The 12888-nt window shown below is 66.7% G+C and carries 11 protein-coding genes and 1 pseudogene; 10 read left to right on the forward strand and 2 right to left on the reverse strand.

Annotation, left to right across the window (positions count from 1 at the left end):
* Positions 1-3: 3 nt before the first annotated feature.
* The 5 genes from ACPTTC_RS21330 to ACPTTC_RS21350 all read left to right on the forward strand — a co-directional run bounded on the left by ACPTTC_RS21330 (position 4) and on the right by ACPTTC_RS21350 (position 5402).
* Entirely contained in the window at positions 4-1542 is a 1539-nt protein-coding gene (locus ACPTTC_RS21330) for a sugar ABC transporter ATP-binding protein (protein WP_423393795.1), read from the forward strand.
* 16 nt (positions 1543-1558) lie between these two features.
* Complete coding sequence (locus ACPTTC_RS21335) at positions 1559-2596, forward strand: ABC transporter permease (RefSeq protein WP_423393796.1); 1038 nt, start codon at positions 1559-1561, stop codon at positions 2594-2596.
* Positions 2597-2685: 89 nt separating this feature from the next.
* Entirely contained in the window at positions 2686-3627 is a 942-nt protein-coding gene (locus tag ACPTTC_RS21340) for an ABC transporter substrate-binding protein (RefSeq protein ID WP_011354234.1), read from the forward strand.
* Positions 3628-3687: 60 nt separating this feature from the next.
* Positions 3688-4578 (forward strand): amidohydrolase family protein, encoded by an 891-nt coding sequence (locus ACPTTC_RS21345; protein ID WP_423393797.1) that lies wholly within the window; start codon positions 3688-3690, stop codon positions 4576-4578.
* Positions 4579-4646: 68 nt separating this feature from the next.
* On the forward strand, positions 4647-5402 hold the full coding sequence (locus ACPTTC_RS21350) for a FadR/GntR family transcriptional regulator (RefSeq protein ID WP_175953151.1): 756 nt from the start codon (positions 4647-4649) through the stop codon (positions 5400-5402).
* A 23-nt stretch (positions 5403-5425) separates the two neighbouring features.
* On the opposite strand, the gene ACPTTC_RS21355 is transcribed toward ACPTTC_RS21350, so the two are convergent.
* Both ACPTTC_RS21355 and ACPTTC_RS21360 read right to left on the reverse strand, forming a co-directional pair.
* Positions 5426-6667, reverse strand: a complete 1242-nt coding sequence (locus tag ACPTTC_RS21355; protein ID WP_423393798.1) for an NAD(P)/FAD-dependent oxidoreductase — start codon at positions 6665-6667, stop codon at positions 5426-5428.
* A 288-nt stretch (positions 6668-6955) separates the two neighbouring features.
* Positions 6956-7243 (reverse strand): annotated as a pseudogene (locus ACPTTC_RS21360) (GTP-binding protein); the annotation flags it as partial.
* A gap of 307 nt (positions 7244-7550) precedes the next feature.
* On the opposite strand from ACPTTC_RS21360, the gene ACPTTC_RS21365 reads away from it, so the two are divergent.
* From ACPTTC_RS21365 to ACPTTC_RS21385, 5 genes are all read left to right on the forward strand, one after another.
* Positions 7551-8255: a YfiR family protein gene (locus ACPTTC_RS21365; RefSeq protein ID WP_423393799.1), complete on the forward strand. Its 705-nt coding sequence runs from the start codon at positions 7551-7553 to the stop codon at positions 8253-8255.
* Complete coding sequence (locus ACPTTC_RS21370) at positions 8252-9520, forward strand: diguanylate cyclase domain-containing protein (RefSeq protein WP_423393800.1); 1269 nt, start codon at positions 8252-8254, stop codon at positions 9518-9520. The genes ACPTTC_RS21365 and ACPTTC_RS21370 overlap by 4 nt, the downstream gene beginning before the upstream one ends.
* 87 nt (positions 9521-9607) lie before the next feature.
* A complete protein-coding gene (locus ACPTTC_RS21375) occupies positions 9608-10117 on the forward strand; it encodes an OmpA family protein (protein ID WP_226196460.1) in 510 nt (169 codons plus the stop codon).
* Between the two features lie 157 nt (positions 10118-10274).
* Positions 10275-10718 (forward strand): type VI secretion system baseplate subunit TssF, encoded by a 444-nt coding sequence (locus ACPTTC_RS21380; protein ID WP_423395694.1) that lies wholly within the window; start codon positions 10275-10277, stop codon positions 10716-10718.
* Positions 10719-10739: 21 nt separating this feature from the next.
* The gene (locus tag ACPTTC_RS21385) at positions 10740-12878 is read left to right on the forward strand and encodes a type VI secretion system Vgr family protein (protein WP_423393801.1); all 2139 of its coding nucleotides are present in this window, start codon (positions 10740-10742) and stop codon (positions 12876-12878) included.
* Positions 12879-12888 lie beyond the last annotated feature (10 nt).

Here is a 12888-nt window from a genome sequence, read left to right on the forward strand (position 1 = left end):
GCCATGCAACCGGACCTGAACCCGAACACCGCGCCGCCGTTGATCGCATTGACCGGTATCGGCAAGCGCTTCCCGGGCGTGCAGGCGCTCGACGATTGCCGTTTCGACCTGCGTGCCGGTGAAGTGCATGCGCTGATGGGCGAGAACGGCGCCGGCAAGTCGACGCTGATGAAGATTCTCGCGGGCGTCTACCCGCGCGACGACGGCGAGATCCGGATGGATGGCCGCGCGGTGGAGATCGCCGATCCGCGCGCCGCGCAGGCGCTCGGGATCGGCATCATCCATCAGGAGCTGAACCTGATGAATCACCTGAGCGTCGCGCAGAACATCTTCATCGGCCGCGAGCCGCGCGGCCGCTTCGGCGTGTTCGTCGACGAAGCGGCACTCAACCGCGACGCGGCCGCGATCTTCGCGCGGATGCGGCTCGATCTCGACCCGCGTACGCCGGTCGGACGGCTGACGGTGGCGAAGCAGCAGATGGTCGAGATCGCGAAGGCGCTGTCGTTCGACTCGCGCGTGCTGATCATGGACGAGCCGACCGCCGCGCTCAACAACGCGGAAATCGCCGAGCTGTTCCGCATCATCGGCGACCTGCGCGCGCACGGCGTCGGCATCGTCTACATCTCGCACAAGATGGACGAGCTGCGCCAGATCGCCGATCGCGTGACCGTGATGCGCGACGGCAAGTATGTCGCGACCGTGCCGATGGCGGACACGTCGATGGACGCGATCATCGCGATGATGGTCGGACGCCAGCTTGCAACCGAATTGCGCACGCCGCCCGATACGTCCGCGAACGACGTCGCGCTCGAAGTGCGTGGGCTGTCGCGCGGCCGTGCGATTCGCGATGTCGGTTTCACGCTGCGGCGCGGCGAGATTCTCGGCTTCGCCGGGTTGATGGGGGCGGGCCGCACCGAGGTCGCGCGCGCGGTGTTCGGCGCGGACCCGGTCGACGCGGGCGAGATCCGCGTGCACGGAAAGACCGTGACGATCCGCGCGCCGGCCGATGCGGTGAAGCACGGCATCGGCTACCTGTCCGAGGATCGCAAGCACTTCGGGCTTGCGGTCGGGATGGACGTGCAGAACAACATCGCGCTGGCGAGCATGCGCCGCTTCGTGCGCCGCGGCGTGTTTCTCGACGCGCGTGCGCTGCGCGACACCGCACAGGCGTATGTGCGGCAGCTCGCGATCCGCACGCCGTCGGTGACGCAGCCGGCGCGGCTGCTGTCGGGCGGCAACCAGCAGAAGATCGTGATCGCGAAGTGGCTGCTGCGCGACTGCGACATCCTGTTCTTCGACGAGCCGACGCGCGGCATCGACGTCGGCGCGAAAAGCGAGATCTACAAGCTGCTCGACGCGCTCGCCGCCGACGGCAAGGCGATCGTGATGATCTCGTCGGAGTTGCCGGAAGTACTGCGCATGAGCCACCGGATTCTCGTGATGTGCGAAGGGCGCGTGACCGGCGAATTGCGCGCGGCCGACGCCACGCAGGAAAAGATCATGCAGCTCGCGACGCAGCGCGAGTCGACCGTATTGTCCTGATTCAGCCCCTACGATCATGTCCAACGATACGCATCCCGTTCCGCCTATCGCTTCCGGCGACACGCCGGCCGGCGCATCCGGCTTCCGAGCCCGCTTCTTCAACCCGGCCGCGCGCCAGAAGCTGCTCGCGTTCGCGAGTCTCGTGCTGCTGATCGTGTTCTTCAGCATCGCGTCGCCGAACTTCCTCGAGGTCGACAACCTCGTCGCGATCCTGCAGGCCACCGCGGTGAACGGCGTGCTGGCTGTCGCCTGTACCTACGTGATCATCACGTCGGGCATCGACCTGTCGGTCGGCACGCTGATGACGTTTTGCGCGGTGATGGCCGGCGTCGTGCTGACGAACTGGGGCATGCCGCTGCCGCTCGGGATCCTGGCCGCGCTGTTCTTCGGCGCGCTGTCGGGCTGCGTATCGGGCTTCGTGATCGCGAAGATGAAGGTGCCGCCGTTCATCGCGACGCTAGGCATGATGATGCTGCTCAAGGGGTTGTCGCTCGTGATCTCGGGCACGCGGCCGATCTACTTCAACGACACGCCGGGCTTCACGTCGATCGCGCAGGATTCGCTGATCGGCAGCCTGATCCCGGCGCTGCCGATTCCGAACGCGGTGCTGATCCTGTTCCTCGTCGCGATCGGCGCGTCGATCGTGCTGAACCGCACGATCTTCGGCCGCTATACGTTCGCGCTCGGCAGCAACGAGGAGGCGCTGCGGCTGTCGGGTGTGAACGTCGATGCGTGGAAGATCGCGGTCTACACGTTCAGCGGCGCGGTGTGCGGGATCGCCGGGTTGCTGATCGCATCGCGGCTGAATTCCGCGCAGCCCGCGCTCGGGCAGGGCTACGAGCTCGATGCGATCGCGGCCGTCGTGATCGGCGGCACGTCGCTGTCGGGTGGCGCGGGCAGCATCGTCGGCACGATCATCGGCGCGTTCATCATGAGCGTGCTGACGAACGGCCTGCGCATCATGTCGGTCGCGCAGGAATGGCAGACGGTCGTGACGGGCGTGATCATCATCCTCGCCGTCTACGTCGATATCCTGCGCCGGCGGCGCCGCTGAACGGACGCATTCGAGCAGGCATGTGCTTCATCGCCGGTTCCGGCCGGCGTCCCAGTCGTTCCAGTCGATACGAAAAAAGGAGACGCGAAGTGATCAGGAGCAAGGTGTTGAACGCGATCGTCGGGCTGACGTTCGCCGTCGGCGTCACGGCCGGCGCGCAGGCGCAGGAAACCTACATCCCGCTGATCTCGAAGGGCTTCCAGCATCAGTTCTGGCAGGCCGTGAAAGCGGGCGCGATGCAGGCCGCGAAGGACTACAAGGTGAAGGTAACGTTCGAAGGCCCCGAAACCGAAGCGATGGTCGACAAGCAGATCGACATGCTGTCGGCCGCGATCGCGAAGAAGCCGGCCGCGCTCGGTTTCGCGGCGCTCGACAGCAAGGCCGCGCTGCCGCTGCTGAAGAAGGCGCAGGCCGAGAAGATCCCGGTGATCGCGTTCGACTCGGGCGTGGACAGCGACATTCCGGTGACGACGGCCGCGACCAACAACAAGGCCGCGGCGTCGCTCGCGGCCGACAAGCTTGCCGCGCTGATCGGCGACGAAGGCGAGGTGGCCGTGGTCGCGCACGACCAGACGAGCCGCACCGGCATCGACCGTCGCGACGGCTTTCTCGAACGCATGAAGTCGGCGCATCCGAAGGTGCAGGTCGTGACCGTTCAGTACGGCGAAGGCGACCAGCTGAAGTCGACCGAGGTGACGAAGTCGATCCTGCAGGCGTATCCGAAGCTCAAGGGGCTGTTCGGCACCAACGAAGGCTCGGCGATCGGCGTGGTCAACGGCGTGCGCGAGATGAAGCGCAAGGTCGTGATCGTCGGGTACGATTCCGGCAAGCAGCAGAAGGACGCGATCCGCAGCGGGCTGATGGCCGGCGCGATCACGCAGAACCCGATCGGAATCGGCTACAAGACGGTCGAGGCAGCCGTGAAGGCGATCAAGGGCGAGAAGCTGCCGAAGGTCATCGATACCGGTTTCTACTGGTACGACAAGACCAATATCGACGATCCGAAGATCGCGGCGGTGTTGTACGACTGAGCGTTGCGTCGGGCGGCGGTGGCGCGCGCCGCCGCCGCGCCGACCGAACACGAGGGCATCATGGGCGCAGTGCGTATCGATTCCCATCAGCACTTCTGGCGCTATCGCGCCGCCGACTACCCGTGGATCGGCGCCGGGATGGAGGTGCTCGCGCGCGACTACCTGCCCGATGCGCTGTGGCCGCTGATGCACGCGCAGGCAATCGGTGCGTCGATCGCGGTGCAGGCGCGCGCCGGGCGCGACGAGACGGCGTTCCTGCTCGATCTCGCGCGCGACGATGCGCGCATCGCGGCGGTGGTCGGCTGGGAGGATCTCGCCGCGCCGGAGCTTGCCGAGCGTGTCGCCGAATGGCGCAGCCCGAAGCTGCGCGGCTTCCGTCACCAGGTGCAGGACGAAGCCGATGCCGGCGCGTTCGTCGCGGAGCCGGGCTTCAATCGCGGCGTCGCCTGGCTGCAGGCGAACGGCTACGTGTACGACGTGCTCGTGTTCGAGCGCCAGTTGCCGGACGTGCATGCGTTCTGCGCGCGGCACGACGCGCACTGGCTCGTGCTCGATCACGTCGGCAAGCCCGCGCTCGCCGACTTCGAGCGCGACGACACCGCGCTCGCGCGCTGGCGCGCCGCGTTGCGCGAGCTGGGCGCGCTGCCGCATGTCGCGTGCAAGCTGTCGGGGCTCGTGACCGAAGCTGACTGGAAGCGCGGCCTGCGCGGGAAGGACGTCCGGCATATCGAGCAGTGTCTCGACGCGGCGCTCGACGCGTTCGGCCCGCAGCGGCTCATGTTCGGGTCGGACTGGCCCGTGTGCCTGCTGGCCGCGTCGTACGACGAAGTCGCGTCGATCGTCGAGCGCTGGGCCGAATCGCGGCTGTCGGCGGCCGAGCGCAACGCGCTGTGGGGCGGCACCGCCGCGCGTTGCTATGCGGTGCCGGGCGTGGCGAAGCGCGGCATATAGAATAGGCGCGAACGGTCTGTTCGATTCGTCAGACCGTCCGGAACGAAACCGATCACCAGCCTCAACGTATGTCCATCCAGCCGATTCAGAACCGCCGCCTCTACCAGCAGATCGCCGACAAGCTCAGTGCGATGATCGCGTCCGGCGATTTTCCGCCGGGCAGCTATCTGCCGCCCGAGCGCGAACTCGCCGAACAGTTCGGCGTATCGCGCACGTCGGTGCGCGAGGCGCTGATCGCGCTCGAAGTGAGCGGGCTCGTGAGCGTGCGCGTCGGCGATGGCGTGAAGGTGCGCCACCCCGAAGCCACAGCGGCACCCGAACCCGATACGAAAGCCGCGCCGTTCACGATCGTCGAGATCGATCCCGAACTCGGCATCGCACTCGACCTCGATACCGAAATCCCGCCGTTCGCGCTGCTGCAGGCGCGCCGGCTGATCGAGCCGGAAGCGGCGTCGCTGGCCGCGAAGCACGGCTCGGACGAGCAGATCGAAGGGATCCACGAGGCGTTCCTGCGTAACCAGGAAGACAACCGCAGCGGTTCGCTCACGCATCCGGGCGACCGGCTGTTTCATATTCGCATCGCGGAGGCGAGCGACAACGCCGCGTATGCGCTGATGATCAAGCAGTTGCTCGCGCACAAGTACGACCTGATGTTCCAGCGGCTGCAGTCGCTGTACATGCCGGACGACATGCCGCACCGCTCAGAACTGGAGCACCGCGCGATCCTCGATGCGATCCGCGCACGCGATCCGGACGCCGCACGCCGCGCGATGGCCGAGCATCTTGACGAAGTGATCCGCATCTTCGGGCGCGCGCTCGATTGAGCGCGCCGTGATGCCCTACATGGTCAGAAGCGATCCACGCGATACGGCGCCGGATCTGTGAACGGCGCTTCGCCCGTCATCATCTCGGCCAGCAGGCGGCCCGTGACGGGGCCGAGCGTCAGCCCGTGATGGTTGTGCCCGAACGCGAACCATAGCCCGCGATGCGCGGGCGCGGGGCCGATCACCGGACGCATGTCGGGCGTGCACGGCCGGAAGCCGAGCCACGGTTGCGGGTCGAGCCGTTCGCCGAAACCGAACACGGGGCGCGCGATGCGTTCCGCGCGTTCGAGCTGCACGCCGGTCGGCGGCACGCCGCGCCGCGCGATCTCGACGCCGGTCGTCAGCCGCAGCCCGCGCTTCATCGGTGCGATCACGTAACCGTATTCGCGATCGACGATCGGCGCCGACGGCACGCCGCGCGCGGACGGCGCGTAGTGCATGTGATAGCCGCGCTTCTCGCGCAGCGGGATCTTGTAGCCGAACTTGCCGAACACCGTGTCGGACCACGGCCCGAGCGCGACGACCACGGCCGGCGCGGCGGCCATGCCGTCCTGCGTCCTGACCTGCCAGCCGGGCGACAACGCATCGAGGCTTGCCGCGTCGCCGGTCAGCAGCGTGCCGCCGCCTTGCACGAACAGGTGTGCGTACGCTTTGACGAGCGCGGACGGATCGACGACGCTTTTCGGGTCGAGCCAGTGCAGCGCGCCACAGAAGCCCGGCGCGAGGCTCGGTTCGTGCGCGAGCAGCGCGGCCGCATCGAGCGGCGTGATGCCGAGCCCGTGGCGGCGGGCGGTGAGTCCGGCCTCTGCCACGCCGCGTTCGAATGCGGCCGGCGTGCGGAACGCTTCCAGCCAGCCGTTCGCGCGGATGAGTTCGCCGGCGCCGGCCCGCGCGATCAGCGCGTCGTGTTCGACGATGCAGCGCTCGATCAGCGGCAGCATGTCGCGCGACGCCGCCGCGTGACGCAGCGGCGCCGATTCCCACCAGAAACGTGCAAGCCATGGCGCGAACGCCGGCAGCGACGCGCTGTGCCAGTAGAGATCGGTCGAGCGGTTCAGCGCATAGCGCATCAGCGTGAACGGGCTGCGCGGGAACGGATACGGTTCGACCGACGAGCGCTCGATCAGCCCCGCGTTGCCGAAGCTCGTGCCTTCGCCGGGCGCGCCGCGATCGACGAGGGCGACCTTGCGCCCGCGATCCTGCAGGTGGAGTGCTGCGCAGACGCCGACGATGCCTGCGCCGAGAACGATGACGTCGAAATCCATCGAGGGTGGTGAATGACGGTTGGCGGAGCATCGGTGTCGTGTTCGCCGTGCCGCCGCGTGTTGGAGTTGGAGAGCGTTCGAAGCACAAGCATACTCGCGGCGGGCACGGCGCGCATCAATTCATCGAGAACAGCGCGCCCCACTGTGCCGGCACGCGTGTATCGACGGCCGCCATTCTCGGCGTTTTCCACACGACGATCGACACCGTGTCGTCAGCGGCGATCCCGGTCGCCTGTTACTCGATCATCACGACGACCATCGTCAGCACCGGCACGATCTCGAACGCCGACGTGACGAGTGCGGCTCGCACCCCCACGCTTGCGCGGCGCGCAGTACGATCACGCCGTGCAAACTCTGCGGCACGTAGTGCTGCGCGCGGCCCCGCACGGCGAGCATGCCCTTCATCCGGAACAGGTTCGCGGTATCGGTGCGGCGCAGTTCGCCGAGCCACGTTTCGAGCGCGTCGAGATCGACGTCCGCATCGACTTCGATACCGACCGACGACACGCTGTCGTCGTGTTCGTGATGGTCGTGACCGTCGTCGCGTGCGTGTGTTTCGTGAGCGCGGCCGTCGTGCTCATGCTCGTGCGCAAACGGCGCGCACTGAAAAACGATCCCGCACGCCGCTGAAGAACGTATGAAGTTTGATGTGCACGCGCGTCCAATCCGCTGATCAATCCACCGGCGTCGAGGCTGCATCGACACCCGCTGACGCGAGTACCGATTCCGCATACTTTCAGACCGTTCTCGCGGGTGTTTCCCACTGGTTGGTGATGCGAATTTTTACCTAAGATGAAGCAATCGTGCGCGTGATACGGTGCCTGCTCGCGCACGGAGGGAGGCAGGAGGCAGCGCCGGAGCAACGCCAGCGGATGTTGCCATCATGGATGCGAAAGTGTGCGCGGCGGCGGGTAGTCTTGCGACTGCAACGATGCCGATGGGTGCGGCGCTCATCGCCGCACGGAAGGCGGTACGATCCGGCCGTACCGCTTGGCTGCGCCACGCGCTGTTGGCAATCGTTTGCGCATTGGGTGCGGCCCCGGCGGTACTCGCCGGGGCGCAGGCAGACGCGGAAGATGCGGCCGACACCGTGCGTATCGTCGCCGCCGCGAGCCCTGCCGATCCTCCCGATTCCGCCGTTTCGTCACATGACTCCGCCGTGCGTCAGGTCGTGCTGGGCATCATCAGCTTCACGCGCTGGCCGACGACGCCGGTGCGCCTGCATTTGTGCGTGACGGGCCGGCCCGACTACGCGCGCGGCCTGACCGATACGCTGCAGGCAGGCTCGACGCTCCTCGACGTGCAGCGCGTTCGCTTCGACGATCCGTCGCTCGGCATCGCCTGCGACGTCGTCTATCTCGGCGCCCTGGGCAACGACGAGAGAACGCGTGTGAGGGCCGCGGTGGCCGGCCATCCGGTCCTGACGATCGCGGAACACGATCCGTCCTGCACCGCAGGCAGCATGTTCTGCCTCAATATCGACGGCGAACGCGTGTCGTTCGACATCAATCTCGACGCCGTGGCGCGCAGCGGTGTGCGCGTGCATCCGAACGTACTCAATCTCGCGCGACGGCAGGGGGCGCCATGACACGGTTTGCGCCTCACTTTTCCCCTTCGCGCGTGGCGCGCCCGACGCTGCAAAGCGTGTTGCGTCGCGCGCACCTGCGCCTTGCGTTCGTTGCCGTCACGATGGCCGCCGTGTCGTTGATCGTCGTCGCCGTGATCGCATTGCGTGCGTATGCCGGCAACAACCTGAACCTGCTGGCGCGCTCGCTCGGTTATACGGTCGAGGCGGCGCTCGTGTTCGGCGACCACGATGCGGCGAGCGAGGCGATCGGGTTGATCGCCGGCGACGAGGACGTCGCGCAGGTGGTGGTCACGGACAGCAAGGGCCAACCGTTCGCGACGTGGCAACTGCCCGCCGGAAACGGGGTCGCCCGGCTCGAGCGCGGCGTCGCCGACCTTGCGCTGCCCGGGCCCGTGACGGTTCCGGTGATGCATGACGGCATCGTCGTCGGCCACGTCGTCGTGCGCGGCCGCGGGCATCAGTTCTTCGGCTTCCTGCTCGGTGGCGTCGGCGGTATTCTCGGTTGCCTGGCGGTCAGCGTGCTCGGCGCGTACGTCAGCTCGAAGCGCTTGTTGCGCAACATCGTTTCACCGCTGCGCGCGCTGGCCAGCGTGGCACACGCCGTGCGGCGCGAGCGTGCGTTCGCGCAGCGGGTCGAGCCCGTTGCAATCGCCGAACTGAACCAGCTCGGCGACGATTTCAATGCGTTGCTCGACGAGTTCGAAGGCTGGCAGAACACGCTGCGTGACGAGAACGCGTCGCTCGAACACAAGGCGACGCACGATGCGCTCACGGGCCTGCCCAACCGAACGCAGTTCGAGTCGCGCCTCGCGCTGGCGCTTCGCGAAGCCGGAGTGACGGGCCAGCGCGTCGCCATCCTGTATCTCGACTGTGACCGCTTCAAGGAGATCAACGACTGTCTCGGTCACGACGCCGGCGATGCGGTGCTGATCGGCGTCGCGGCGCGGCTGCGCAAGCAGGTGCGCGAGACCGATCTGGTCGCGCGCCTGGGCGGCGACGAATTCGCGGTGATGCTGCCGGCGGTGCGCGAAGCGGGCAGCGTGTGTCGTGTCGCCGACGAGATTCTGTCCGGCATGGCGCCGTCGATCGAGCTGTCCGACGGCCGCATGGTGGCCACCATGATGAGTGCCGGCGTTGCGCTGTATCCCGATCACGCGTCGGACGCAGGCGGCCTGCTGCGTGCGGCGGATGCCGCGATGTACCGCGCCAAGCGTGCGCGGCCGGGGTCGTGGCAGTTGGCTGAAGGGGTGGTCGGGTCGGCCTGATGGTTGTCGATTCCCGCTGCGGGCGAGGCCGCGGCGGTTCAATGAAAAAATGCGCTCGCAATGCGGGCGCCCTCGAAGGGGGCGATGATGAAAAACGCGTTTCCTGTGAGCATGGGGCGGATAGGCATCGGCAGCACGCTGTTGCTGTGCATGCTGCTCGCGGGCTGCAAGGCGCCGCCGCTTCACCGCGGCCTGACGCAGACGCAGGTCACGGTGCTCAAGTCGGCCGGTTTCCAGGAAACCGGAGCAGGGTTCGAGTTCGGTTCGACCGGGCCGATTTTGTTCGACTTCGATCGGTATAACCTCAAGCCCGACGTGCGGCGGATCGTGGAAAGGATCGGGCGGACGCTCAGGTCGGCGGGGATTAACGGGGTACGGGTCTATGGGTACTCGGATCAGGAGGGGGCGGTTGATTATGACCTCGAACTGTCGAGACGGCGGGCCGAGGTCGTGGCGATCGAGCTTGTCGATGTCGGGCTGGATCCGAAGCGCATTGCGATCGCCGGGAAAGGGAAGAGCGATCCGGTAGGGGATAACCGGACGCCGGCCGGACGGGCGCAGAATCGGCGGGCGGCGATCGTGGTTTCGCCGCGGTGAGGGGGCGTGCGTCGTCCGCCGACAAGCGAACTGCTCACCCTGTCGCTGAAAACACCGATACCGGGATGTCACGCTACGGTCGGTTGTCAGTGTCGACACGGTTCGTCAGACGTCCGACGCGGACCTGTTCCGTAGCGTCGGACCGGGACTGATCCAACTGACGCGGCTTTGCGCCCGCCGGGCGGAATCCTCGGTCGACGCCGGGCGGTGCTTCGATGCGCTCGTCTCGTTGTCGGCTGCGCGCGTTCGGCGCTGGATGCCCCGCAAGCCTGCGTCGGCGTTCGTGCAGGGGCTCGAAGTGCGATGGGTGGTCGACGAGCCGCATTTCGCCGGCTTCAGTCTCGGCGGACTCGCGCACGTGCTCGAGAGATGCTTCGCCCCCTACGTTCCTGTCACAAGTTTCGTGCAGATTGTGCTGTTTTCAGCGCAAACCGGCGCGCCGCTGCGCCGTGGCCAACCGTGCCCCGGCGTCCAGCCGCTGCCCCGGTTTTTTCGATTTTCGGGGCGCGAACGGAAACGTTTGCTGGGTGCCTTTCGCGCGGTCGGAAATTGTCCTACATTAACGGGGCTTCGGGCCGGCCAGCCGGCCCACGGAACCTGAGATCACACGCAAGGAACAAGAATGAGTTTCGCTCCGAACGGGGGTATTCCCAATGGTTTGGGCGGCGGCGCGCTCGGCTCCTTGAGCGCGCTCGGCGGCCTGGCAGGCCCGGTCGCCTCGAGTGTTGCCGGAAGCGTCGGGCCGCTCGCGGGCCTGGCCGGGCACGTCGACACCGTCCAGCGTGCGCTGCAACTCGCGCAAACCGGCTTCTCGCTGATGGACAAGACGCCCGGCGCGGTAGCCGAAGCAATCAACGGCGCCGCCAACCCCGCGCGCCTGACCCAGCTCAATCGCTACGTCACGCTCGACACGCCGCTCGGCCCGGACGTGCTGCTGGTCAGCGCCGCCGTGGTCGACGAATACGTGAACCGGTTGCCGGAAATCCACCTCGACCTGCTGTCGCACCGCCACGACCTGCGCCCCGACGACCTGATCGGCCAGCAGGTCAAGATCCGGTTCGATCAGCAGGCGCGCTTGTCGACGCTCGAACGCGTCGTTGCATCGGGTGCCGGCGACAACGACCGCTATTTCGACGGCTACGTCGCGTCGTTCGACCGGGCCGGCAATCCCGGCAATGTCACGCAGTACCACCTGACGGCCGTGCCGTGGTTCTGGTTCCTGACGCGCTCGACCGACTGCCGGATTTTCCAGAACAAGACCGCGCAGGACATCCTCACCGAGATTTTCCAGGAGCACGGATTTTCCGATTTCGTGTTCGACATCCGGACGAGCCAGAAGCCGCTCGAATACGTGGTGATGTACCAGGAGTCCTACTACAACTTCTGCGCGCGGTTGATGGAGCAGGAAGGGCTGGTCTGGACGCATCGCTACGAGAAGGACAAGCATGTTCTCGTGATCGGCGACACGAATTTGCTGTTCCGCCCGATCGACGGGCTGGCAACTGTGCCGTTCGCCGCCACCGAGGCGAGCGAAGACAGCGGCATCGACCAGCTGCACGAAGGCCGGCGCTTCGGCGTGGGGAAGGTCACGTTCCGCGATTTCAATCATCAGAACCCGTCGTCGCCGCTGATGCTGGTGGAAGCCGGCCCGCAGAACCTCAAGCACGCGCGGCTCGACTCGACCGAGCGGTTCGAGCACCAGTCGCTGTACGACCACGGCGACGACGGCAACCGCTACGCGCGTTTTGCGATGGAGGCCGAGGAGGCGCAGGCCCATCGCTATACCGGCGGCGGCTACGCGTGGCGCATGACTACTGCCGGCGCCGTCAACGTGGCGAATCACCCGGTCCTCGAGAACAACCAGGAATACGTGATCCTGCACGTGCGTCACGAGGCGGTGAACGACTACACGCAGCACAGCGCGAAATTGCCGTACCGCAACAGCTTCGCGTTGCTGCCGAAGAAGATTCCGTATCGTGCGCCGCGTGCTACGCCGAAACCGGTGATTCATGGCACGCAGTCGGCGATTGTCGTCGGTCCCAAGGGCGAGGAAATCTACACCAACGGGAGCGCCGTGAAGGTGAACTTCCCGTGGGACCGGCGTGGCAAGAAGGACGGCTCCGACTCGATGTGGGTGCGCGTGTCGCAGCCGTGGGCGGGTGACGGTTGGGGGGCGGCTGCCATTCCGCGGATCAAGCAGGAAGTGCTCGTCGCGTTCAATCAGGGCGATCCGGACAATCCCGTGATCGTGGGCCGCGTGTTCAACGGTGAGCAGGGCAACCCGTACCACGGGGCCGCCGGCCAGACGATGGGGATCAAGAGCCAGACGCACAAGGGGCAGGGGTCGAACGAGATCCGCATGACCGACACGAACGGCGCGCAGGAATTCTTCATGCACGCGCAGAAGGACATGAACACCGTCGTCGAGAACAACGAGACGCACAAGGTGCTCGGGCCGATGCGTACCGTCCTGGTGGCGACCGGGAGCGAAGAAAAGCAGATTCCGCAGGGCAACCTGACCGAGACGATCGCCGAGAAACGCAGTACGACCGCCACCACCGTCGAGGTGACGACGCCTGCCAAGGACGGGGGCGGCGGCACGCAGGTCTACGTGGCCGAGCGCGGCATCCTGCTGAAGGTGCAGGACAGCTCGATTTCGCTCGCGCCCGAAGGCATTCGCCTCGAGCACAAGGGCTCCGTGATCCTGATGACCGACGACGGCGTGATGGTCAACGGCCAGCGCATCGATCTCAACAAATAACACGAAAAAA

Source organism: Burkholderia mycopellens (assembly GCF_964265025.1).
Classification (GTDB): Bacteria; Pseudomonadota; Gammaproteobacteria; order Burkholderiales; family Burkholderiaceae; genus Burkholderia.